The sequence below is a fragment of the Yersinia massiliensis genome (assembly GCF_003048255.1).
Classification (GTDB): Bacteria; Pseudomonadota; Gammaproteobacteria; order Enterobacterales; family Enterobacteriaceae; genus Yersinia; species Yersinia massiliensis_A.
Window position 1 is genome coordinate 3,795,042 of sequence record NZ_CP028487.1, and the last position, 25,409, is coordinate 3,820,450.

The window sequence follows — 25,409 nt, forward strand, 5'->3', positions numbered from 1 at the left end:
AAAAATGAGTAATTCAGCGGGAGGGGGAGCATCTTCGGCAGAGTGCCACGACAGCAGTTGTTATATTTAGGATTTATGAATAATACCGCCCGCTCATTCGAACCTAACCCTTTTGGGTGGGGCGGGTGTTGTTTGGTATCAATAAAGCAATGAGGATTGTCCTTATCTCACTGCTTTATGCTGGATTTGTGATGAATAACCGTTCTAGTCAACAAGCTTGATGATATAGCGCCTTAATCTCATCTACCGTTGCATCACGCGGGTTACCTCCCGTACAGACATCAGCAAATGCAGCTTCTGCCAGTGCCGGAATATCCTCCGCCACCATCCCCACCGCACTCAACGAGGACGGAATGCCGATGTCACGATTTAAGGCGATGACCGCCTCAATGGTGTTTTCTCGGACGTGTTCCAATGGTGAGCTCAATGCATTCTCGACGCCCATTGCCATGGCAATATAGCGGAAGCGTTCACCGGTAAAGGCCGCGTTATAGCGCATGATATAAGGCAATAAAATGGCATTGGCGACGCCATGAGGCATGTTATAAAACGCCCCCAGCGGATGCGCCATACCATGCACCAGCCCCAATCCCACATTGGAAAACCCCATACCCGCGATATATTGCCCAAGCGCCATATCTTCTGTCGCAGCAGCCTCCCCTTTTACCGAGGCGCGCAATGAACGACTGATCACTTCGATGGCTTTAAGATGCAGCGCATCCGTCAGCTCCCATGCGCCTTTCGTCAGATAACCTTCAATGGCGTGGGTCAACGCATCGACACCCGTCGCGGCTTTAAGAGCGGGTGGCATACTGTCCATCATGTCGGCATCGATAAACGCGACGGCGGGAATGGCGTGAGGATCGACGCAAACAAACTTACGCCGCCGCTCTTCATCAGTAATCACATAGTTAATGGTGACTTCTGCCGCAGTGCCTGCGGTAGTCGGAATCGCCAGAATCGGCACGCAAGGTTGACGGGTATCAGCGACGCCTTCCAAACTGCGTACATCGGCAAATTCAGGGTTGTTAATGATGATACCAATCGCTTTGCAGGTATCTTGCGGTGAGCCGCCACCCAACGCTATCAGATAATCAGCGCCACTGTGGCGAAAGGCCGCGACACCTTGTTGCACAATGCTGATGGTAGGATTGGGCTTCACGGCATCAAACACGGCGAAATCCAAGCCCGCTTGTGTCAATCTGTCGAGCAGGCGATTTGCAACGCCACATTCGAGCAGCATTTTGTCCGTCACCACTAACGCTTTTTGATAGCCGCGCCGCTCAACTTCATCGGTCAGTGCTGCTAATGATCCCCGACCAAACCACGACATTTCATTTAAAATCATTCTGTTCATGATTGATTCCTCGGTATTTTTAACCCTAAGCTAATCTGTGGCTCACACGTTTTAGCCCCAAATTTACGCTTCGACGCGCAAGCCGTAGGTTTTAAATTTCTCCAACACCACGCTGATCTCTTCTTTGGATAGCACCGGCACCTCATCGACAATCGGCAGGATGGCCAATAGCAGTGTTGCCAGCACTTCAACCTCATGGGCCAGCCACAATGCTTTCGCCAAATTCTCCTCGCAGGCAATCAGCCCGTGGTGTTGCAGTAACGTCGCCTTGCGGTGTTTCATTGCCACGGCAACATGTTCCGACAGCGCTTTGGTGCCAAATGTGGCATAAGGCGCACAGGGAATATCGTTGCCTCCCGCGGCGGCAATCATGTAATGAATCGCGGGGATGGGGCGGTTAAGAATCGACACGGCAGTGCAATGTACGGAATGGTTGTGGACCACTGCATTAGCATCAGGCCGAGTCTGATAGACCACCTGATGAAAACGCCACTCGCTGGAAGGGACCTTACCCTCCTCATGATGACCGTCCGCATCGATATAAACGATGTGTGACTCGGTGAGTTTGTCGTAGGCGATTCCGGATGGCGTAATGAGAAACCCATCTTGATAACGCACGCTAACATTGCCGGCGGTTCCCTGATTCAGACCCAAGCGGGTCATTTCCAGACAAGTATTAATAATATCGCGCGCCAGTGCTTCTCTCTTCATTTGTTCCTCTCTTTGGATGCAGATACCGAAATATAAAATAAATTCAATAATGGATATGAGCTCAGGATCATTAATGATGGTGAGTATGGGCGTTATCTTTCGCCTATTTAATTCAGGTGAAAACTAAATCACATAAAAATGTGAGCCATGTCATGACTATTCAGCATTCCAATAAAAACTCATGATGATTTATTTTTATAAAATGTCCGTTTGAAAAAACAATATATTTAAACGGTCAACACCCAGTTTACGGGTTAAATAATTGTTATTTAGCATTGTTGACCGTTTGTGATGGAAATAGATAAATCGGTCATTCTCATTGTGTGTTTGAAACATAATTTATTTCAAACGGTCATGAATTGTTTTTATTTAAAGTGACTATCATCACAAAATATCAGCATTGAGTTACCTATGTGATTCAGCTCATACTTTTTAACGATTTTTACCTTATAAAGAACGGGACTTAACGCAATGAGGATATTTTCAATGTTGTCATTCAGACGATATCCATTCGTCAGAGAAACAGAAATATCATTCATTAAATAAAAAACTTCTGTCGAACATTAAGTATTTTCGAATTATACCCCGAAACATTGGCGTGACGGGTGGGAAGCAAAAAACACGTCAAGCACGAAAGGTATAGTGAAACATCTGACGAGGGCATCATGGCAAACATACTCATACAAACAGATAGTGCCAAAATTTCCGCCTCGGTAAGTGACGAGTCGGCCAACAAAAAAAGGTATCTGATTCCTTTTGCATTGCTTTGCTCACTGTTCTTCCTTTGGGCAGTCGCAAATAATTTAAACGATATCTTACTCCCCCAGTTTCAACAGGCATTTACCTTAACGAACTTTCAGGCTGGTTTGATTCAATCTTCCTTCTATTTTGGCTACTTTTTGATTCCGATTCCTGCGGGGATCTTGATGAAAAGATTCAGCTACAAAGCAGGGATCATCACCGGCTTGCTGTTCTATGCTTTTGGTGCCGCGCTATTCTGGCCCGCCGCTGAAACCATGAACTACACGTTGTTTTTAATCGGTTTATTTATCATCGCAGCGGGATTAGGCTGCCTTGAAACGGCAGCTAACCCCTTTGTTACCGTGTTGGGGCCAGAGAAAACCGGTCATTTCCGTATCAACCTGGCCCAAACCTTTAACTCTTTCGGTGCCATTATTGCCGTGGTATTCGGGCAAAGTTTAATTCTGTCTAATGTTCCTCATCAAACGCAGGAAGTCTTAGATAAACTCTCTGCCGAGGATTTAAATAGCTACCATCATAGTTTGGTGAAAGCGGTTCAATTACCTTATCTGATTATTGTGGCGGTGGTCATTTTTGTTGCCCTATTAATTCTGATTACCCGTTTCCCAACGATAAAAAGTGAATCTGACGACACTCATAATGGTTCCTTCTTTTCTTCATTACCACGGTTATTAAAAATAAGTCATTGGCGTTGGGCCGTATTAGCACAATTTTGTTATGTTGGTGCTCAAACCGCCTGCTGGAGTTATTTAATTCGTTATGCCATTGAAGAATTACCGAATATCACTCCAGGCTATGCTGCTAATTATCTCACGGCGACCATGGTATGTTTCTTTATCGGTAGATTTAGCGGCACTTGGTTAATTACTCGATTCGCACCAGAAAAAGTATTAGCGGCATATGCGTTTATTTCCATGTTGTTATGTATTGTCTCTGCCGCATTTGGCGGTCACATCGGATTATTGGCGCTCACATTATGCAGTATGTTTATGTCGATACAATATCCGACTATTTTCTCATTAGGCATTAAGAACCTGAATCAAGATACAAAATATGGCGCTTCTATTATTGTCATGACCATTGTCGGTGGCGGTATTGTCACCCCGATTATGGGTCTGGTCAGTGATGCTGCGGGGAATATTCCAACAGCCGAACTAATTCCGGCACTGTGCTTCGCCATTATCTTTATTTTCGCCAAATTCAAAACTGCGCCGATAAATTAATACCATCGGTTACTGAAAAATTAAATTTCGCTAAAGAACACAAGGATCAATGATGAAAACGACCACTAAATTACCCAAAATTGGTATTCGCCCTGTAATTGATGGACGCAGAATGGGGGTGCGAGAATCACTAGAAGAACAAACGATGAAAATGGCCCGCGCCACGGCTGAATTTCTGCAAGAAGTCGTGCGCCATCCCTGCGGGACACCGGTGGAATGTGTCATTGCCGATACCTGCATCGCCGGAATGGCTGAGGCTGCTGCTTGCGACGATAAGTTCAGCGCACAAAATATCGGGCTGACCATCACCGTGACACCTTGTTGGTGCTACGGCAGTGAAACTATTGATATGGACCCGTTCCGCCCAAAAGCCATTTGGGGCTTCAATGGTACTGAACGTCCGGGCGCGGTGTATTTGGCGGCGGCACTGGCGGCGCATAATCAAAAAGGCTTACCTGCTTTTTCTATTTACGGCCATGACGTTCAAGATGCTAACGACACCCGTATCCCAGCCGATGTGCAGGAGAAACTGTTGCGCTTTACCCGTGCAGGTTTAGCGGTTGCCAGCTTAAAAGGCAAAAGTTATCTCTCCCTCGGTGGGGTTTCAATGGGGATTGCCGGTTCAATTGTTGACCATAACTTCTTTGAGTCTTGGTTAGGGATGAAAGTACAAGCGGTTGATATGACTGAATTGCGCCGCCGCATTGATAACAAAATTTATGATGAAAAAGAGTTAGAACTGGCGCTGTCATGGGCGGATAGCAACTTCAAATACGGGCCGGATAAAAACGCCGAACAGTACCGTCGTTCCGCCGAAAGTAGCCGAACAGTACTGCGTGAAAGTCTGCAAATGGCCATCTGTATCCGCGACATGATGCAGGGTAATCCCTCACTGGCGGCCAAAGGTTTTGGTGAAGAAGCACTCGGCTATAACGCCATTGCGGCCGGTTTCCAAGGGCAACGCCACTGGACGGATCAATATCCAAACGGCGATACCGCAGAAGCGTTGCTCAACAGTTCATTTGACTGGAACGGGGTGCGCGAGCCAATGGTGATCGCCACTGAAAATGACAGTCTCAATGGCGTTGCGATGCTATTTGGTCATACCTTGACGGGCACCGCGCAAATCTTTGCCGACGTTCGCACTTACTGGTCACCCGAAGCAGTACAACGGGTCACAGGGCATCAACTGGAAGGTGAAGCGCAGCACGGCATCATTCATTTGATCAACTCGGGTTCCGCTGCGCTGGACGGGACTTGCCGCCAAAACGACGCTCAGGGCAAACCGACCATTAAGCCCCATTGGCAAGTCAGCCAACAAGAAGCCGATGCCTGTTTAGCGGCGACCGAATGGTGCCCCGCTATCCATGAATACTTCCGGGGCGGCGGCTTCTCTTCTCGCTTCCTCACCCGTGGCGGCGTGCCATTCACCATGAGCCGTATCAACCTGATTAAGGGCGTCGGCCCCGTACTGCAAATTGCCGAAGGTTGGAGTGTTGAATTGCCGAAATCGGTCCATGACACCTTGGATAAACGTACCGACTCAAGCTGGCCGACGACTTGGTTTGCGCCACGCCTAACCGGTAAAGGGCCTTTCAGTGATGTGTATTCCGTGATGGCAAACTGGGGAGCAAACCACGGTGTATTGACCATCGGCCATGTGGGCGCGGACTTAATTACCTTGGCCTCGATGCTGCGTATTCCGGTCTGTATGCACAACGTGGAAGAAGAAAGTGTCTATCGGCCAACGGCTTGGGGCGCACACGGCATGGATATCGAAGGGCAGGATTATCGCGCTTGCCAGAACTACGGCCCGTTATACAAAAAATAATGTGTCGCGCGAATAGCAGTCAGTGCAATAAATAAAAATCAGTGAAATAACCTGACTCAGGTGTCGCTAACGTATACCTGAGTCAGCTCATCATCCTTGCGGTTAGCAGGAGCATTTATGAAGCGCGATGTGGTCATTGTTTTGGATTGCGGCGCAACCAATATCCGGGCGATTGCGGTCGATCCTCAAGGCGTCGTCATCGCCAAAGCCGTTTTGCCCAACCAGAGTTTACCGGATCCGGCTAATCCCCATTGGCAACTCTGGCCATTGGACGGTATTTTGGACAGTTTCGCCCAATGTTGCCGTCAATTATTGCCACAAATTCATCAGGATAAGATTCATGCCGTCACAGTCACCACCTTCGGTGTGGATGGTGCGTTAGTCGATGCCAAGGGCAACATGCTGTACCCGATAATCAGTTGGAAGTGCCCAAGAACGGTGGCCATCATGGACGATATCGCCCGCTATATGCCCGCCGAAAAGCTACAACAAATCTCCGGCATCGGTCAGTTTAGTTTTAACACCTTGTACAAACTGATTTGGCTGCAAGAAAACCGCCCAGATTTAGTGGCGCAAGCCCATGCCTGGCTCTTTATTTCGTCTTTAATCAACCAGCGCCTCACAGGGGAATTCACCACCGACCGCACTATGGCGGGCACCAGCCAGTTGTTGGATGTGAAACGCGAACAATTCAGCCGTGAAATTTTACAAAAAATAGGGGTTCACGCCGATTTATTCCCACCGATGGTAGCCGCCGGTGACATCATCGGCCCGCTGCTACCCGACAGTGCTGCTAAATTGGGGTTACCGGCGGGTATCCCAGTGATCTCGGCCGGTCACGACACCCAATTCGCGTTGTTCGGTTCCGGTGCCGAGTGTGATCAACCTGTGCTGTCATCGGGGACTTGGGAAATTTTGATGGTCCGCACGCCGCAGGTTAACACCGCCCTGCTGCCGAAATTTGCCGGTTCCACCTGTGAGTTAGACAGTTGCCAGCGACTGTTTAACCCCGGTTTGCAATGGCTCGCCTCAGGCGTCTTAGAGTGGGTTCGGCAGTTGTATTGGCACGATGCCGCCTGCACTGACGTCTATCAGCAAATGATTGCCGAGGCAGAACTTATCGCACCGGGAGCAGAAGGTGTCCGTATGGATTGCAATTTGCTGGGTAACACACGCCATCATTTATCGGGGGGCTGGCAAGGCGTCTCACTGTCGAGTGGGCGCGGGCATTTTTATCGCGCGGCACTAGAAGCACTGGCGTGGCAATTAAAACGTAACTTAGCCGTGCTGGAAAAGATTGGTGAGTTTCGTACCCGAGAGTTACTGCTGGTTGGCGGAGGTAGCCGCAATGGGTTATGGAATCAAATCAAAGCTGACGTCCTCAACTTGCCGATAAAAGTGATTGATGAAGCGGAAACCACGGTGTTGGGTGCAGCACTGTTTGCTTGGCATGCCACCGGCTACTACGCCAGCGCAGAAGAAGCCCGATCGCAGGTGAATTATCGCTACCAATATTATCAGCCGGGCCAACAGCAGCCTCTTTATCAGGCACTCATCGCCAGCCCGACTCAGATAACTGAAACTCAGCCCTTGGAAGGAGAATGTCATGCTTAAAACCCTCTCGCCGTTGCTGTCACCACAACTGCTAAAAACATTAGCGGAAATGGGACACGGTGATGAAATCATCTTCTCAGACGCCCATTTCCCTGCCCATACCTTGGGTAAAAATGGTGGGCCACAGGTGATCCGTGCTGATGGGTTATCCGTCAGTGCCTTGCTAGCCGCGGTCATTCCCTTATTCGAGCTGGACAGTTACGCGCCACCACTGGTGATGATGGCCGCCGTTGAAGGTGACACTCTCGATGCTAGCGTTGAGGAACGTTATTTAGGTGCGCTGTTTGGCACGCAAAAAGCCATGCCAGTGGAGCGCATTGAACGTTACGCGTTTTACCAACGTGCACAGCAGGCATTTGCGATCGTCATCACAGGTGAAACAGCCAAGTACGGCAATATTCTGTTAAAGAAGGGGGTGACGCCTGTTTTTTAAAGAAGTGATCACGTAACCTCACCCTTTTAGCCCTGTATTTTATGTCGGTATTCATCTGGCATGAAACACGGGGCTTTGCTGACGGAGAGGATCATGAAAGCGTCTCGTCACCAGGAAATTCTGCAACAGATTAAGCAGCAAGAAACACTGACGACGGCTGATCTGGCCCACTTACTGGGTGTCAGTCAGGAAACTATTCGCCGTGATCTGAATGAGTTACAGGCGCAAGGGTTGATCATCCGCCAGCACGGGCGGGCTAAAAGTATCAAACGCGCGACCAAAGATAGCGGCGATCCTTTCACTACGCGGCTGAAAAGCCATCTCTCCAGTAAAGCCAGTATCGCGGATCATGCGCTGTCACTGATTGAAAGCGGGATGGTGATTGCACTGGATGCCAGCTCAACCTGCTGGTATTTAGCGAAAAAACTGCCTGATATCGATATCACGGTGTTTACCAATAGCGTGCGGATTTGTCAGGAGCTGGCGAAACATCAAAATATCGAACTGATCAGCGCTGGCGGCCACCTACAACGCAAATATGCCTGCTATGTCAATCCGGCGCTTTTCTCGCTGCTGAAAACCATCGAGATCGATCTGTTTATTTTTTCCTGCGAGGGCATCGATACCGATGGCATTTTATGGGACTCGAACCCGTTTAATGCTGAATTCAAAACCATGCTACTTAAGCGCGCGACGCAATCCATTCTGTTGATTGATAAAAGTAAAATGTGCAGAACAGGGGAAGTCAAAATAGGCTCATTGGAAGATGTAGAGCAAGTTATCTCGAATGCGAGCAATGAATAAATGCCATCAATGAATAGATGAACAGATAACTCACTGAGCGGAGACGTAAATAGCCTCTTTACGTCTCCCAACTGCCGTTACTGGCCGTAATAGGCTTTTGCGCCGTGCTTACGCAGATAATGTTTATCCAATAAAGTTTGCTGCATTTCGCCCACTGCCGGTTGGAGCTGGTGAGTGAAAAGATTCATATAGGCGATTTCTTCTAACACCACAGCATTGTGTACCGCATTATTGGCATTGCTGCCCCAAGCAAAGGGGCCATGACCATTCACGAGCACCGCGGGGACTTGCGCCGCACTGAGCGCTTGTTGGGTAAACGTCTCGACGATGACATGGCCGGTTTCTCGTTCATAATCACCGGCAATCTCAATATCGGTCATCAAACGGGTGCAAGGGATCGGGCCATAGAAATAGTCAGCATGGGTGGTACCGAGGGCGGAGAGCGGCTGACCGGCTTGTGCCCAAATCGTGGCATGGCGCGAATGGGTGTGCACAATGCCGCCTATCTCAGCAAATGCGCGATATAGCACCAAATGAGTGTCGGTATCAGAAGAGGGCTTTTTATTCCCTTCCACCACGTTGCCCGTCACCAAATCCACCACCACCATGTCGTCTACTGTCATGCCATCATATTCAACGCCGGAGGGTTTAATGACCACCAAACCTCGTTCGCGATCGATACCGCTGACATTCCCCCACGTGAACGTCACTAATTTATATTTAGGTAAGGCTAAATTAGCCTCAAACACCTGCTGTTTTAACTGTTCTAACATGATGCCACCTCATGAAGTGATATTCAGTATGGGCAATGAATAAAAGTCACTATGGGTTATAAAAACAGTGACGGATAAAATTAATTTATGATTTCACTTTATCCATGCTGTTAATAACGCTTATTAATAACTTTGGGTTGATAACTTGTGGTTGATAACTTTCAGCTTATAAATCCTGCTGATAAACAGTAGGGCTAATAAAAAGACAATGTTTCACTAAGGCATATATTTAAATAGCGATTAATCAATAAAAGAGCCTACCTGCTTGCAAACTAACCTAACCCTATTTAGGGCTAAATTAAAGCCGACGAAGAGAGACAACGCATCAAACAAACTCATTCGGTCTAACTCGGGCATAATCGGTCATCAAGTTAATGCCCGACTATGACTTTTTATTACCAGAGTTGACCTATTTACAGGCCAATAACCCTTTTATATGAGATTAATCGCACACATTAAATGAAATTAACCATCAGTACTCACTCATCAAAGTGATTGTGGTCACATTAATTTAGGGTGAAACGGGCCTTAAAGTAATACTTGAATTCAATCACTGTATAAACAGCAGATAAATACCAATATAGCAGCATGAATGGTATGGGTGTGTTTTACGATAAACGCGAAGACGAAGATTGAGGTCAGCATGTTACAAGTCGAACGCTATAAAATCATTTGTAGCCATGTACAGCAGCAAGGATCGGCGCTGGTGACTGAGCTATCGGTCTTATGCCAAGTCTCGCAAGAGACCATTCGCCGTGACCTGACCGTGCTGGAGAAAAAGCAAAAGCTGATTCGCAGTTTTGGCGGTGCCGTCGCGCTGGATGGCCCAGATTTGTCCGTCATCGACATCAAAGAAACCCACTACAGTTTGAATGCCATTGACCGTGCTGAGTCTTTCCGTAAGCGGACAGAGGAACACCCTGATACGAAAATGAAAATCGCTAAAGCTGCCTTACAATTTATTCATCCGGGCGACTGTATATTGATGGATAACAGCAGCTCTTGTTGGTTTTTGGCACGGCAAATCCCCGATATTGAGATAACCGTTGTCACCAATTCGGTCAAGATCATTCAAGCGCTGGCCTGTCGCGATAAGGTTCGGATTATCGGTATTGGGGGAGAATACTCAGCGCGTCACGATGATTTTCATGGCCCGGTCGCGGAAAATGCCATCCGTAATTTCCAGATAAATACCTTTTTCTTCTCCTGTCAGGGGATTAATCAGGAAAGTGGTGTTCGCGATGGCAATGATATTAATGCGAAATTAAAACAAGTGATGCTACAAGTCTCAGGGCAAAAAATACTTTTAGCGGACTCCAGTAAATTTGACCAATATGCATTTTGCAAAATATGCATGTTGGATGAAGTGGATATTCTGATTACAAATAGATTAGTGTCACAAAATTATCGCAGTGATAATCCTAAATTAAGCATTATTGAATCGGACAAATAACAGAATTATTCATCTGAATAATAGCGCCAACACCAGAGAAAGAGCCACACAATAACAATAAATGTATCTACCCCTATCTATTTCCGAGAACAGGAAAGCGGCGAATAGCCAATATCCCTGTTATTTGAAAGATAACGGGTGCTGCTTGCCAATCGTTTTTTCTGAGGACCTAATAATGAAAAAGTTAATCTTACCCTGTTTAATCACAACATTAATTGCTTCTCATGCCGCTTGGGCTGATGACAGCAAAGTCCCACAAAAAGCCAATAAACCTTTCACGATGGGGGTGGTGGTGAAAGTGGGCGGTATTCCTTGGTTCAACGTGATGGAACAAGGCATTAAAGAAGAAGGCCAAGCGCTGGGCGTCAATGCGTGGCAAGTCGGCCCAACCACCGCAGACCCTGCTGAGCAAGTTCGTGCCATCGAAGACTTGATTGCCAAGAAAGTCGATGTGATTGGGGTCGTCCCGAATGATGCCAAAGTGCTGGAGCCGGTGCTGAAACGGGCGCAGGAAGCGGGCATTAAAGTCATTACCCATGAATCACCAGGCCAAACCAATGCTGACTGGGACTTTGAATTGCTCGATACCCAAAGCATGGGTGCCAACCACATGAAAGATATGGCGCAATGTATGGGCGAAGAAGGCAAATACGCCATGTTCGTCGGTAGCCTCACCGTACCATTAGTCAATGAGTGGGCGGATGCCGCCATTGCCTACCAGAAAGCCAATTACCCGAAAATGGTGCTGGTTGAAGATCGTTTCGGCGTCGCGGAATCCGTGGATGACTCCATGCGTACCGCCAACGACTTGCTCTCTAAACATAAAGATCTGAAAGGCATTATGTCGTTCGGTTCGCAAGGTCCGATTGGTGCCGGTCGCGCCATTGATAAACGTAAGAAAAACGATACCACCTGCGTATTCGGTACCTTCACACCGGGCCAAGGCATCAAACTGCTGGAAAAAGGGGCCATTGACGGCGGCTATATTTCCAACCCAATGGTGGCCGGTAAGGTCTTTGTGCAAGTCGCGACCGCCATGATGAACGGCGAGCCGATTAAAGACGGCGTGAAATTGGGCGATATGGGTGAGATCAAAACCAAAGGCAATACCATTCTCAGTGATAACCCTGAAAAACTGGACGTCGAAAATACCAAACGTTTAGTCAAGCTCGGCTTGTAAGCCAAGCCCAGCGATAAAAAGCAAGGAATAAGCCGGGTCATGACCTGCCCGGCACTTATTTCGGCCCGCAATGTGAGGCCGTTTTCCGGGGAACTGCACGATGACTTATATTTCTGATGCTGATAGAGACGTGCCGCTCATCACGCTGAATACGCTTTCGAAAAGCTTTGGCGGACATCAGGCACTCAAAAATATCACTCTGACGTTAAATAAAGGCGAAGTGCACTGTCTGGCCGGTGCCAATGGCTGCGGCAAGAGTACGCTCATTAAAACCATCAGTGGTGTCTATGCTCCTGATGATGGCAGTGAAATTATTATCGACGGTAAATCACACCCCCGTTTGACGCCCGATCGCGCCCGCGATTTAGGGGTACAAGTGATCTATCAAGATTTGTCGCTATTCCCTAACCTGACCGTGGCAGAAAACATCGCCTTCGAATACAACCTGAAAGGCTATTTCGGCTGGTTTAGTCAGCGCAAAATCAAACAGAAAGCCGATCAGATATTACAAGAATTGGCTTTTACCCTCGATCCCGACGCACTGGTACAAAACCTCCCGATTGCTCAACGTCAACAGGTCGCTATTTGCCGTGCCTTGGTAGCGGATGCACGACTGGTGATCATGGATGAGCCGACCGCTTCGCTGACCCGCACCGAAGTGAACCAACTGCTGCGTACCGTCACTTATCTGCGCGATAAAAATATCACCGTGGTGTTTGTTAGCCATCGGCTCGATGAGGTGAAAGAAATCTCAGATCGTATCACCGTGATCCGTGATGGTGAGAAAGTGGGGACTTGGCCTGCCGACACCCTTTCAGTGGGTAAAATTACCGAATTAATGACCGGCCTCACCATCACCCACGAACAGAAGTTACCCAATGCCGAGCTGGGTAAAGTGGTATTGCAGCTCGATAATCTGAGCCGTAAGGGTCAATTTGAGAATATCTCCTTTAGTTTGCATCGCGGTGAAGTGCTGGGGTTATGCGGCCTACTGGGTTCAGGGCGTACTGAGTTGGCCTTGAGTCTGTTTGGCATCACGCATCCTGATCGTGGCGAGATGGCCATCGATGGCAATACCGTGCATATCAAAAACAATACCCATGCGATTGATTTGGGCATTGGCTATGTCTCTGAGGACCGCCTGACGCTGGGTGCCGTATTGCCGCAATCGGTGGGCGACAACATGATGCTGTCGATTTTGCAACGGATCCGCACGCCGCTTTATCTGATTGATGAAGCCAAACAAGCAGCATTGGTGCAAGAGTGGGTGAAGGATTTAGACATCAAAGTCACCGATCCCGATAACCCGCTGTCGACCTTATCTGGCGGCAACCAGCAAAAAGTGGTGCTGGCAAAATGGATCCTCACCAAACCGAAAGTCCTGATCCTTGACTCGCCAACCGTCGGGGTCGATATCGGCGCGAAAGACAGCATTTATAAGCTGATCCACCGCCTGTCTGGTGTCGGCATCTCTGTCTTGCTTATCTCCGATGAAGTGCCTGAAGCCTATTACAACTGCGATCGCATCCTGCACATGAAACAGGGGCGCATCGTCAACGAACTGATCCCAAATCAAATGACTGAACAACAGCTTGCGGAGGTCATCAATGGCTAATCTGAGCAGACTCAAACCGCAATCCGTTGAAGGGTGGCTGGCGTGGGTTATCGTCATGATGTTGGCCCTGTTCTCGCTGCTGAGCAGTGAGTTTCTCTCCATCCAAAACCTGCTAGACCTGACGGAAAGCTATGCTGTCACCGGGATATTTGCACTCGGGCTGTTTGTGGTTTTGGTGACGGGGGGTATTGATATCTCCTTTGCCGCCGTGGCTTCCGTGGTGCAATACGTGGTGGCTTCGCTGCTACTTAATGAGGTGATTGCCAGCCCGATATTGTGTCTGGTCATCGCCATCTCCATTGGGGTGCTACTCGGTTTCGTTAATGCGGTACTGATTTACTATCTGAATATTGTTTCCATCATTATCACCATCAGTATGCAGTCACTGCTATTCGGCATGTTGATGTGGATAACCAACGGCCACAGCATTTATGACTTGCCGGACTGGTGGATAACCCAACGCTCCATTCTGCCCTTTACCGTTAATGGCGAGAGTTACCAGATTGGCTTGCCACTGGTGGTGATGCTCGCTATCGCGCTACTGACATGGCTATTGCTAAACAAAACCCATATTGGCCGCCAATTGTATGCCGTTGGGGGTAGCCCTGAATCTGCCCGCCGCATCGGTATTCGTGTATCGCTGATCTATCTGTTCGCTTACGGCTATTTAGGTGCAGCCGCGGCCATTGGTGGCATGTTGCAGACCTATCGCATGAGTGAAGTGGTGCCGAGTGCTTTAGTGGGGGGCGAGTTAGATGTGCTGGCCGCCGCCGTGTTAGGGGGCGCGAGTTTGTCCGGTGGGCGTGGCTCGGTGGTGGGCACCTTGATGGGCGTTTTCCTGATCGGCATCCTGAAAAATGGCCTCAACTTGATCGGCGTTTCCAGTTACTTCGTCAACATTGTGATTGGCATGGTGATCGTCGCCGCCATTTGCGTCACTCATTACAAAAAACGCAAAGAAACTGATGTTGGCTTTGTCTGACAGGGGCATTTTATGAAAAAGAACGCGTTCTTCCATCTCGACGGCACCATCTCTGGCTTATTAGGCATTTGCATTCTTGCCACACTGGCGTTCAGTTTAGCGATGCCCGGCCGCTTTTTAACCGAGAACACCTTTCTGAGCATCGCCTTCCAATTGCCAGAGCTCGGGCTGCTGACCTTTGCCATGTTCGTCCCCATGCTCAGTGGCGGGTTAAATCTGTCGATTATCGGCACCGCTAACCTCACCGGTCTGTTTATGGCTTGGCTGCTTATCCAATATGTGCCGGCAGATGCCAGCACCGCCACGCAACTGCTGTGGCTGGTGCTGGCCCTACTTGGCGCGGCGGTGATTGCCGTCATCATCGGCACGTTGACGGGGTTGATGATCTCTCGCATCGGTGCTCACCCTATTTTGGTGACGCTGGGCAGTATGACCATTATTAGCGGCATCGGTGTTTATCTGACCAAAGGGGCGGCGCTCAGTGGCATGCCGCCCATTGTGCGCAGCATCGGTTCCGAGGTGGTGATGGGCATCCCCATTCCGATGATCATTTTTATCGTCGCGTCACTGCTGCTCGCCCTGCTGTTAGGAAGAACTCGGCTGGGGAAAACCATTTATATGTGTGGCAGCAACATCAACGCCACCTGGTTTAGCGGCATTCGCACCGATCGCGTGATGATGGCTATTTACTCCATCTCCAGCCTGCTGTGTGTGTTGGCGGGACTGATCATGATGTCGCGCTTTAACTCAGCACGAATGGGTTATGGCGACTCTTACTTGCTGTTGACGGTGTTGGCTATCGTGCTCGGTGGCACCAACCCCTTCGGTGGCGTGGGTAAAGTCAGCCATGTGTTCTGTGCCTTGCTGGTTTTGCAAGTGATCGCCACAGGCCTGAGCCTATTGGGTGTCAGCTTGCACTTTAATCTCGCGGTTTGGGGGATCACGCTCATCTTCGCGCTGGCCTTTAAGTTCTTTAAAGAGAAATGGAAAGCCAAACGCGCCATGAAACAGAATCGATTAAAACATCTAAATAAATGTTACCCAAAGTAATTGGCGTCACCGTGAGTGAATCAGGTGCGAGAGCACCGCTAAAACGTCAAGTCGTCAGGGAAACAGGGAGAGCCAAATAATGCGAATTCACCCCTTGGGAATTTATGAAAAAGCGCTGCCAGCAGGCACCAGTTGGGTTGAAAAGCTGGCAATAGCAAAATCCTGTGGTTTCGACTTTGTCGAAATGTCAGTGGATGAAAGTGACGAGCGGTTAGCCCGCTTGGCGTGGTCGCGTGAAGTGCGCATGAGTGTGATTGATGCCATCCAGCAAACCGGCGTAAGAATTCCGACCCTTTGCCTGTCAGCACACCGGCGTTACCCGTTTGGCAGCCGTGATCCCGCTATCCGTGAGCACGCACGCACGATCATGTTGCAAGCGATTCGATTGGCACAAGACCTTGGGATCCGCACCATTCAATTGGCCGGATACGATGTCTACTATGAGCCGCAAGACAGCGAAACCATCGCCCGCTTCGAAGAAGGCATGGCATGGGCAGTGCAGCAAGCGGCGGCGGCACAAGTGATGTGCGCGGTGGAAATCATGGACACCCAGTTTATGAATTCCATCAGCAAATGGAAGGCGTTGGACCGCAAGATTGGTTCACCGTGGTTTACCCTGTATCCCGACATTGGCAACCTCACGGCGTGGGGCAATGAAGTCGATGCTGAGCTTGCAAGCGGCATTGATCGTATTGCGGCGATTCACCTGAAAGATACCTTCGCGGTCACTGCTGATTGCCCGGGGCAATTTCGCGATGTGCCTTTTGGTGAGGGTTGCGTCGACTTTGTGAGTCTGTTTAAAACGCTGCGCCGCCTGAACTATCGAGGCACCTTCCTGATTGAAATGTGGACGGAAAAATCAGCGGAACCCTTGTTAGAAATTATTCACGCCCGCCATTGGATCGAAGACAAAATGCGGCTGGCGGGATGGGGTCAAGACGTCTTACCGGCGGCACATTAAGGAGCCATCATGAGCCACTATTTCCTCGGCATTGATCTGGGCGGCACCGTGACCAAAGCCGGTATTTACACCGCCGATGGCCGCGAGATTGCCGTCACCGAACAGGCATTGCCAATGCTATGCCCACAGGCGGGATTTTGTGAGCGCGATATGGAGGCGTTATGGGCGGCAACTTGTCAGGTTATTCGCCAAACGCTCCAGCATGCCCATGACGTGGCTAAGGTGTCAGCAGACCAACTGCAAGGCATCAGCTTTTCGGCTCATGGCAAGGGACTGTATTTGGTGGATAAGCAGGGCCAGCCGGTCCGGCACGGGATTGTCTCCTCTGACTCCCGCGCTCAAACACTGGTGAGCCGCTGGCAAAAAGAGGGGAAAGCCCAGCAAGCCTATGCACGCAGCTTGCAACAATTGTGGCCTTCTCACCCAGCGGCCCTGTTGCGTTGGCTAAAAGAGCACGAACCCGAAAATTATCACCGGAGCGGTTATGTCCTCATGGTCCATGACTATATTCGCTACCGCTTAACCGGCGAGTTCACGATTGAGGAAACCAATATCTCTGGTAGTAATCTTTATAACCAGTACAGCGGGGATTTTGACGCGCAGTTGATGAAGATTTTTGCCATTGAGGAAGTGGCGGATAAAATCGCCCCCATCATTGGGTCGGCTGATCTGGCCGGTTATGTCAGCGAACAATCGGCGGCGGCTTGCGGCTTAAAGACCGGTCTACCGGTATTCGGCGGGATGTTTGATGTCGTCGGTGCGGCCTTAACTTCAGGTTTACATGACAGCCACCAGCTCAGTGCTGTGGCGGGCACTTGGTCAATCGCCACGCGCGTATTCGATGAGGTCCAAGCCTCTGACTACCCCTATGTATGGGGGAAATATTGCATCCCCAACCGCTATTTTGTCCACGAAGGTAGCCCCACCTCTGCCAGCAATTTGGCTTGGTTTGTGAAGCAATTCTTGCCGGACTTGCCAGACAGTTATCAAACACTCAATCAATGGGCCGCGCTCGGCTATGAAAAGTCAGACAGCATTCTGTTTTTCCCGTGGCTGTATGGCTCAAATTACAGCGCCAATCTCAGCGGCGGCCTGCTGGGGTTAAGTGGTCATCATCGCATTGAGGATATTGTTTATGCGGTGTATCAGGGGATCGTGTTTTCCCATCTGTTGCATCAGGACAAAATTCTGGCGCTGGGTGGCGGTACTGATAGTATCCGCTTTACCGGTGGTCCCACTCATTCAACTATCTGGATGCAGATGTTTTGCGATGCCAGCAATCTACCCTTGGATATCGTCGATATTCAGCAATCGGGCTGCCGTGCTGCCGCACTGTGCGCCGCGGTCGGTAGCGGCTATTACGCCGGTTTCGAAGAGGCGATCCTTGCCTCTGAACCGCCCATCACGCGCCTACTGCCTAATGCCGAAAAACATCAGATTCTACGAGCACGTTTTGACCAGTTTAAGCGCATCGCCGACGCACTCAGCGCGGTCATGTAGTCACACGACATTCAGCATTTAGCCGTGATAAGCGGGCAGATCGCAGTGAAATATATTGGGCGGTCGGACAGTCTCCCACCGCAATGCTGCTAGAGCCATCGATAAGTGCGGAAAATGAGATCCACCCTTTATAAAGAGGGTGGAGCCGTCGCTTAGCCCGGACAATTTATAGTAAGATCATGACCAAAGTCATTGACCCCGCTTTTGGGGGCATTGCTAAAAATAGACCGGCTTGGTTTTGCTAATGATTGTTTCTGTTATCGAACGCTTTCGCTAACTGATGTTGAATGTGAGAAAAATATGTCAAATAAACCGTTCCACTATCAGGATCCCTTTCCGCTAAAGGAAGACGATACTGAGTATTACCTTGTCAGTGATCATCACGTCTCGGTGACGCAGTTTGAAGGCCACGACATACTGAAAGTCGAGCCTGAAGCCTTGACCCTCCTCGCCCAACACGCTTTCCACGACGCCTCATTTTTACTTCGCCCCGCGCACCAAAAACAAGTTGCTGCCATTTTGGATGACCCAGAAGCCAGCGAGAACGATAAATACGTGGCACTGCAATTCCTGCGCAATTCAGAAATCTCTGCAAAAGGGATTTTACCGACCTGTCAGGATACCGGCACCGCCATTATCGTGGGGAAAAAAGGTCAGCGCGTTTGGACCGGTGGTAATGATGCCGAAGCGCTATCCCGTGGCGTGTACAACACCTTTATCGAAGATAATCTGCGCTACTCGCAAAATGCGGCGCTGGATATGTACAAAGAAGTGAATACCGGCACGAACTTGCCGGCGCAAATCGACCTCTACAGCACCGAAGGGGAAGATTATAAATTCCTGTTCGTCACTAAAGGTGGCGGCTCTGCGAACAAAACCTATCTGTATCAGGAAACCAAGGCACTGCTCACGCCGGGTAAACTGAAAGACTATTTGGTTGAGAAAATGCGTACCTTGGGCACAGCCGCTTGCCCGCCTTATCATATTGCGTTTGTTATCGGTGGCACCTCCGCCGAAAGCACCCTAAAAACCGTCAAACTGGCCTCCACCAAATATTATGATGGCCTGCCAACGCAAGGGAATGAGCACGGGCAAGCCTTCCGTGATATCGCGCTGGAACAAGAGCTGTTAGAAGCCGCACAAGACTTAGGTTTGGGCGCGCAATTTGGCGGCAAATACTTTGCTCATGATGTGCGTGTCGTTCGCCTCCCCCGCCACGGTGCATCCTGCCCAGTGGGGATGGGCGTGTCCTGCTCTGCTGACCGTAATATCAAGGGCAAGATTAACCGCAAAGGCATCTGGCTCGAGAAACTGGAGCAAAATCCGGGCAAATATATCCCAGAGCACCTGCGCCAGAGCACAGAAGGTAAAGTGGTTCATATTGACCTTAACCGCCCAATGCCTGAGATATTAAAAGAGTTGTCGCAATATCCGGTATCAACTCGTCTGTCGCTGACCGGCACCATTATTGTTGGTCGTGACATTGCCCATGCCAAATTAAAAGAGCGGCTGGATAATGGCGAAGGCTTGCCGCAATACATTAAAGATCATCCGATCTACTACGCTGGCCCCGCCAAAACACCGGAAGGTTATGCGTCTGGATCACTGGGCCCCACCACGGCGGGCCGCATGGACTCTTATGTCGATCTGCTGCAATCCCACGGTGGCAGCATGATCATGCTGGCGAAAGGTAACCGTAGCCAGCAGGTGACTGACGCCTGCCACAAACACGGTGGCTTCTATCTGGGCAGCATCGGTGGCCCTGCGGCAGTATTGGCACAAAACAGCATTAAGAGTCTGGAGTGCATCGAGTATCCAGAGTTGGGTATGGAAGCCATCTGGAAGATTGAAGTGGAAGACTTCCCCGCCTTTATTTTGGTTGATGATAAAGGCAATGATTTCTTCCAGCAGATTCAAGCGGCAAAATGTAATCGCTGCGGTTAATCTCAGTCACCCTCCGGTGTCCTCACCGGAGGGTTATTTCCGCTAAAATTTTGAATATTTTTTAAGCACCTCGCTGGTGCAATTCATTAACCTCTTACGCCCACTTCCGTCTTGCCTTTGCCGATGATTTTATCCTCTCCCCTTTTTCGCCCGCCGTGAGCGCCGATCGCCAGCCGCCGAGTTAATGAGCTATTTTTGTGCAACCGAAAGCCCCGATTTAGTGCAACGATTTTCAATTTTACTATTTGATTTTTATTGAAAATTCTTCGTTGACAACAACGCGAATTGCTTTTTATAGTGACCCTGACTTCTCCGCAAGAACGCCAACGTTGTCGGCTTGTGGTTATGGCAATAGAGCCCTCGCAATGTCTTCCAGACTTTGCTGGGCTTTTTTTTTGGCTTTTTTTCAGACCCACCTTTTAACCAATGCCAGGGGTACTTATGTCCAGAATGAAATGGTCCAAAATTAAATGTCATTACGCCACGCTCCCTATCGCGCTGGCAGCTGCCTTTGCCGTCACCTACTCGGGGATGTCGATAGCGGCAGAAAATCCGGTCAAAATTGGTTTGCTGGAAGATGCATCAGGTAACTTTGCCCTGCCCGTTATCCCCAAAATTCATGCCACAGAACTGGCTGTTGAAGAGATAAATGCCAAAGGCGGCATACTCGGACGCCAAATCGAGTTAGTCAAATACGATACGCAATCCGATAACACCCGTTTCCAACAAATGGCACGCCGCTTAATTAAAAACGACAAAGTGGATGTGATCTTCGGCGCGTTCTCCAGTGCCTCACGCGAAGCTATTCGCCCGATTATGGATCGCGAAAAACAGCTCTATTGGTACAACAACCAATATGAGGGTGGCGTGTGCGACTCCAATGTGTTCGTCACTGGCGCAGTGCCAGAACAACAGTTCTCAACCTTGATTCCTTGGATGATGGAGAAGTACGGCAAAAAAGTTTACACCATTGCCGCCGACTATAACTTTGGTCAAATCTCGGCTGAATGGGTGCGTAAAATTGTGGAAGAGAATGGTGGCACCATGGTGGGTGAAGAGTTTATCCCGCTGAGTGTCTCGCAATTCGGTCAAACCATTCAGAACATTCAAAAAGCCAAACCAGACTTCGTGATGACACTGCTGGTGGGCGCAAACCAATCGTCTTATTACGAGCAACAAGCCGCCGCAAAACTCAATTTACCGATGGGTAGCTCCGTCAACGTGGGTCAAGCCTATGAGCACAAGCGCTTTAAAGCGCCCGCACTGAAAGATATGTATATCACCGCTAACTACATTGAAGAGGTGGATACCCCAGCCAGTAACGACTTCAAACAGCGTTTCCACGCCAAATTCCCGGATGAGCCTTATATCAATCAGGAAGCCGCGAATGCTTACGATGCGGTTTATCTGTACAAAGCGGCCGTCGAGAAAGCCGGCAGCACTGATATGGAAGCCGTGCGTAAGTCACTGGAAAGCGGTGATATCTGTACCGATGGCCCTTCCGGTAAAGTCTGTATCGATCCGAAGAGCCACCATTTGAGCCACACCATCTATCTGGCCCATGTGAAGGATGACCACTCCATCGAGATCCCGAAAGTGTGGACGGACATTAAACCCTATTGGTTAGGTGAAGCCGGTTGTAACTTGCCGGTAAAACCGGATAACAGCCAGTACACACCGTCATCTCCGCCTAAAAAAGCTTAACTTTGGCGACCTTGGAGGGAAGTGACCGCCGCTGGCGCGCTTCCCTGTGTTATCCCTTTTCTAGGGTGTCCATCAGGACACCGAGGATTGCCAAACGATGTTAACGCTATCCTTTCTCTATTCGGTGATTTACCAGTTTGGCGATAACTTCGCCTATCTGGTGCTGGCAGCGCTGGGGCTGGCGGTTATCTTTGGCATGATGGGCGTGATTAATCTGGCACATGGCGAATTCATTATGTGTGGCGCTTACGTCACCATTTTAATGAATAAAGCAGGCTTACCACTGCCTTTTGCCATGTTGGCGGGTACTTTAGCGGCGGCATTTTTCGGCGGTGTGGTTGAGCGTCTTGTCGTGCGCCACCTCTATGGCCGCTTATATGATTCGGTGGTCGCAACTTGGGCGATCAGTTTGATTGTGCAGCAAAGTATGCTGCTAATTGCTGGCCCTTCATTGGAAGGTCTGTCTACCCCCTTCGGTTCTTTCACCCTCGGTGAATACTCGTTTGCCACTTATCGCGCCTTACTGCCCTTCTTCGCGATCGCCATCCTAATGGTGCTCTATTGGCTGTTCTTCCACACCAATTACGGCGTCTGCGCCAGAGCCACTATCCAGAATGCGCGCATGGCGTCTTGTCTGGGGTTGGAAACCGACCGCATTTATACCCTGACATTCGCACTCGGCGCAGGCTTGGCTGGATTAGCGGGGGCCATTTATGCCCCAACATTGACCGCCGTCCCCACCATGGGTAGCAGTTTTATTGTGCAAGCCTTTGTTTCGGTGGTTGTTGGTGGCGCAAATGTTCTGGTTGGCACCATTCCTGCAGCAGTGGCGTTAGGTGCAATACAAACTGGGCTGAATTCTTGGTATGGGCAACTGGCGGGTCAAATTGGCTTACTGGTCACCGCTGTACTGGTTATCCGCTTACTGCCAAACGGTGTTGGCAGCCTGTTTACCCGTAACCGCTAGGAGCCGCATGTGACAACGACCTCTCTTAATATATCGGCGGATGGCGCGAAGAAACGCCCGCTATCCCAGACTCGACTAATAGCCCTGTTAGTGCTGGCGGCTGCCCTTGCTCTGCCACTGGTGATAGACAGCGCCATGGTCGGCGATCTCTCCTACTTCCTACTGTGGACATTCTGCGCCATTGGGTTAGCGGCCATGTGGGGCCATGGCGGCATTTTATCTTTCGGGCAGACCGCGTTCTTTGGCCTTGCTGGTTATACCTACGGCGTGATGACGCTCAATTTTGGTGATGGCGTGCTCTCCACGTGGTCCGGCTTAGTGATGGCATTGCTTGTGGCGGCTGCCGTGGCGGCTGCACTGGGCTATCTGATGTTCTACGGTGGGGTAACCGGCATTTTTATCGGCATTGTGACTTTATCGTTCACGCTGGTATTAGAAACCTTTATGTCGCAAACCGCCGGGCCGCAATGGGCTATCGGCAGTGCGCGATTGAATGGTTTTAATGGGATGTCCGGCATGCCGCCGCTCTCTTTGCCGTGGTTTGATGGCCAATTACTGACTCTCGAAGGCAATAGCTTCTACTACCTGATTATTGTGCTGCTGGCTGGTGTGTATTGGGGCGTTCGGCGGTTATTGCGCTCTGATTTTGGCCTGACCTTGGCTTCCATCCGCGAGAACCCACGGCGGGCAGAAATGCTAGGAATTGATATTCGCCGCTACCAACTGTTGGTGTTTGTGTTGGGTGGCGTACTTTCCGGTTTATCTGGCGCACTTTATACCCTGTGGGGCTCTTATATCACGCCATCTTCGATGGGGCTGACCGCCGCCGCCATGCCGGTTATCTGGGTCGCCACCGCTGGGCGTAAGAATATCTTTGGCACCGTGGTCGTCACCGCCTTGCTGGTGTGGTTATCCCAATGGTTAGCCATTTATGGCAGTGAATACGCCATGATCCTGCTTGGTGCCATTCTGCTGTTTGTGGTGCTTGCCGCGCCTAATGGCTTATTACCTTGGTTAGCGGAGAAATTCACCCGCTTATCTGCCGCGCGCCAGAAAAAAGGGGCATCACTATGAGTCAAGCATCGCAAGAACTGATCCTTGAAACCCGTGGACTGAGCAAACGCTTTGGCGGCATTCAGGTGATCAATCAAGTCGATATGCAAATTCGTCGCGGTGAAGTGCGCTGCGTCATTGGCCCCAATGGGGCCGGTAAAAGTACCTTTTTCAAGTTACTCACTGGCGAGCATGCCCCGAGCGATGGCGATATCCGTTTCTTTGATCGGCGGTTAAATACCTTGGCTCCCTTTCAGCGCATTCGGATGGGGATGAGCATTAAGTTTCAGATCCCCGGCATCTTCCCTGAGCTGACCGTTGAGCAGCATTTGCAATTGTCACTCAGTCACTTGCGCCCTGAAGTGCGCTCGCAGGCCATGAACGTCGATGCCCTGTTAGAGCGCTTTAAGCTCACCACTGAATACCGTCAGTTGGCTGGCAATTTATCTCACGGCAAAAAGCAGTGGCTGGAAATTGCCATGGCGGTGTCACTACAGCCGACTTTATTGATGCTGGACGAACCGGTCGCGGGCTTATCTATCGATGAAACCTACCTCACCGGTGAACTGATTAAGCAGATGCAAGACGACGGTCTGACACTCATGGTGGTGGAGCACGACATGACATTTGTGCGCCAAATTGCCTCGCAAGTCACGGTGCTACATGGCGGGAAAGTGTTCGCCGATGGCAATGCCGCCGAGGTGCTCGCCCGTGAGGATGTGGCAGATATCTATTTGGGGAAATCAGTATGAATAGCGTGGTATTGCAAATAGAAGGGCTGACAGGAGGCTATGGCGGCGGCCAAGTGCTCAATGGCGTCACACTGCAACTGCATGCAGCGGAAGTGCTGGGATTGATTGGCCGTAATGGCGTGGGGAAAACCACGCTGATGCGTACCTTGATTGGGGCCGTACCGAGCAAACACGGCAGCATTTTATTAGGGGAAATCGACATCACACAAGCGTCACCGCAGCGCCGCGCCCGCTTAGGCATTGGTTACGTTCCGCAAGGGCGTGAAGTGTTTGCCGGTTTAACCGTGGCTGAGAATCTGCAAGTCGGGATGCAATTTGTCCGTGAACACCGCGAATTCGCCCAAGACTTGCTGGAGCGCGTACTGGATTACTTTCCGATTTTGCGCCAACGGCTCAAACAAAAAGCCGGCACCATGAGTGGCGGCGAACAACAACAATTGGCGATTGCCCGCGCGTTAGTCGGTTCGCCCAAAGTCTTGCTGCTGGATGAACCCTCTGAAGGCGTTCAACCCTCTATCGTCAATATCATTGCCGATACCTTGGTGCGCATTGCTCGCGAGCTGCATGTTGCCGTGATTCTGGTCGAGCAGGACATCGCCATGATCCAGCGCGCCGCACAACGTTGCGCCGTGATGGATAAAGGCCAAGTGGTAGAAACCCTGACACAACAACAACTTTCCGATGATCTTTTAATGCGCCGTCATCTGGCTCTGTGACCGGATGCCCTTAATACATGGAGA

21 protein-coding genes are annotated in these 25,409 nt (G+C 50.0%); 18 read left to right on the top strand and 3 right to left on the bottom strand.

Going from position 1 to position 25,409, the window contains the following annotated elements:
• Positions 1-208: 208 nt before the first annotated feature.
• Together fucO and DA391_RS17710 are read right to left on the bottom strand one after the other, a co-directional pair.
• Positions 209-1,357: a lactaldehyde reductase gene (fucO, locus tag DA391_RS17705; protein WP_108088031.1), complete on the bottom strand. Its 1,149-nt coding sequence runs from the start codon at positions 1,355-1,357 to the stop codon at positions 209-211.
• A gap of 63 nt (positions 1,358-1,420) precedes the next feature.
• Positions 1,421-2,068, bottom strand: coding sequence for an L-fuculose-phosphate aldolase (locus DA391_RS17710; protein WP_050285918.1), 648 nt, complete (start codon positions 2,066-2,068; stop codon positions 1,421-1,423).
• A gap of 665 nt (positions 2,069-2,733) precedes the next feature.
• On the opposite strand from DA391_RS17710, the gene fucP reads away from it, so the two are divergent.
• The 5 genes from fucP to fucR all read left to right on the top strand — a co-directional run bounded on the left by fucP (position 2,734) and on the right by fucR (position 8,735).
• The gene (fucP, locus tag DA391_RS17715) at positions 2,734-4,053 is read left to right on the top strand and encodes an L-fucose:H+ symporter permease (protein ID WP_019210905.1); all 1,320 of its coding nucleotides are present in this window, start codon (positions 2,734-2,736) and stop codon (positions 4,051-4,053) included.
• 52 nt (positions 4,054-4,105) lie between these two features.
• Positions 4,106-5,884 (top strand): L-fucose isomerase, encoded by a 1,779-nt coding sequence (fucI, locus tag DA391_RS17720; protein WP_050285917.1) that lies wholly within the window; start codon positions 4,106-4,108, stop codon positions 5,882-5,884.
• A gap of 117 nt (positions 5,885-6,001) precedes the next feature.
• The gene (fucK, locus tag DA391_RS17725; RefSeq protein ID WP_050872584.1) at positions 6,002-7,498 is read left to right on the top strand and encodes an L-fuculokinase; all 1,497 of its coding nucleotides are present in this window, start codon (positions 6,002-6,004) and stop codon (positions 7,496-7,498) included.
• Positions 7,491-7,931 (top strand): L-fucose mutarotase, encoded by a 441-nt coding sequence (gene fucU / locus DA391_RS17730; protein WP_050285915.1) that lies wholly within the window; start codon positions 7,491-7,493, stop codon positions 7,929-7,931. The genes fucK and fucU overlap by 8 nt, the downstream gene beginning before the upstream one ends.
• Positions 7,932-8,024: 93 nt before the next feature.
• Positions 8,025-8,735, top strand: a complete 711-nt coding sequence (gene fucR / locus DA391_RS17735; protein WP_108088032.1) for an L-fucose operon activator — start codon at positions 8,025-8,027, stop codon at positions 8,733-8,735.
• A 77-nt stretch (positions 8,736-8,812) separates the two neighbouring features.
• Here the strand turns inward: fucR and DA391_RS17740 are convergent, their stop codons facing one another.
• Positions 8,813-9,508 (bottom strand): L-ribulose-5-phosphate 4-epimerase, encoded by a 696-nt coding sequence (locus DA391_RS17740; RefSeq protein ID WP_050080390.1) that lies wholly within the window; start codon positions 9,506-9,508, stop codon positions 8,813-8,815.
• A 643-nt stretch (positions 9,509-10,151) separates the two neighbouring features.
• On the opposite strand from DA391_RS17740, the gene DA391_RS17745 reads away from it, so the two are divergent.
• From DA391_RS17745 to DA391_RS17805, 13 genes are all read left to right on the top strand, one after another.
• Positions 10,152-10,961, top strand: coding sequence for a DeoR/GlpR family DNA-binding transcription regulator (locus DA391_RS17745; protein WP_108088033.1), 810 nt, complete (start codon positions 10,152-10,154; stop codon positions 10,959-10,961).
• Between the two features lie 175 nt (positions 10,962-11,136).
• Positions 11,137-12,141 (top strand): substrate-binding domain-containing protein, encoded by a 1,005-nt coding sequence (locus DA391_RS17750; RefSeq protein WP_019210912.1) that lies wholly within the window; start codon positions 11,137-11,139, stop codon positions 12,139-12,141.
• A 100-nt stretch (positions 12,142-12,241) separates the two neighbouring features.
• Positions 12,242-13,756, top strand: coding sequence for a sugar ABC transporter ATP-binding protein (locus DA391_RS17755; RefSeq protein ID WP_050285914.1), 1,515 nt, complete (start codon positions 12,242-12,244; stop codon positions 13,754-13,756).
• A complete protein-coding gene (locus DA391_RS17760; RefSeq protein ID WP_050080387.1) occupies positions 13,749-14,738 on the top strand; it encodes an ABC transporter permease in 990 nt (329 codons plus the stop codon). Before DA391_RS17755 ends, DA391_RS17760 begins: the two co-directional genes overlap by 8 nt.
• A gap of 12 nt (positions 14,739-14,750) precedes the next feature.
• Positions 14,751-15,788, top strand: a complete 1,038-nt coding sequence (locus tag DA391_RS17765) for an ABC transporter permease (RefSeq protein WP_050080386.1) — start codon at positions 14,751-14,753, stop codon at positions 15,786-15,788.
• Between the two features lie 79 nt (positions 15,789-15,867).
• Positions 15,868-16,749: an L-ribulose-5-phosphate 3-epimerase gene (locus tag DA391_RS17770; RefSeq protein WP_050080385.1), complete on the top strand. Its 882-nt coding sequence runs from the start codon at positions 15,868-15,870 to the stop codon at positions 16,747-16,749.
• 9 nt (positions 16,750-16,758) lie between these two features.
• Positions 16,759-18,249, top strand: coding sequence for an FGGY-family carbohydrate kinase (locus tag DA391_RS17775; protein ID WP_057642408.1), 1,491 nt, complete (start codon positions 16,759-16,761; stop codon positions 18,247-18,249).
• A gap of 300 nt (positions 18,250-18,549) precedes the next feature.
• On the top strand, positions 18,550-20,193 hold the full coding sequence (fumA, locus tag DA391_RS17780) for a class I fumarate hydratase FumA (protein WP_019210918.1): 1,644 nt from the start codon (positions 18,550-18,552) through the stop codon (positions 20,191-20,193).
• A gap of 537 nt (positions 20,194-20,730) precedes the next feature.
• Complete coding sequence (locus tag DA391_RS17785; RefSeq protein WP_176396474.1) at positions 20,731-21,897, top strand: urea ABC transporter substrate-binding protein; 1,167 nt, start codon at positions 20,731-20,733, stop codon at positions 21,895-21,897.
• A gap of 97 nt (positions 21,898-21,994) precedes the next feature.
• Positions 21,995-22,864, top strand: a complete 870-nt coding sequence (locus tag DA391_RS17790; protein ID WP_019210920.1) for an ABC transporter permease subunit — start codon at positions 21,995-21,997, stop codon at positions 22,862-22,864.
• Between the two features lie 9 nt (positions 22,865-22,873).
• Positions 22,874-23,938, top strand: coding sequence for an ABC transporter permease subunit (locus DA391_RS17795; protein WP_057642411.1), 1,065 nt, complete (start codon positions 22,874-22,876; stop codon positions 23,936-23,938).
• On the top strand, positions 23,935-24,669 hold the full coding sequence (locus DA391_RS17800; RefSeq protein ID WP_050080380.1) for an ABC transporter ATP-binding protein: 735 nt from the start codon (positions 23,935-23,937) through the stop codon (positions 24,667-24,669). Before DA391_RS17795 ends, DA391_RS17800 begins: the two co-directional genes overlap by 4 nt.
• Positions 24,666-25,385, top strand: coding sequence for an ABC transporter ATP-binding protein (locus DA391_RS17805; protein WP_050080379.1), 720 nt, complete (start codon positions 24,666-24,668; stop codon positions 25,383-25,385). Before DA391_RS17800 ends, DA391_RS17805 begins: the two co-directional genes overlap by 4 nt.
• Positions 25,386-25,409 lie beyond the last annotated feature (24 nt).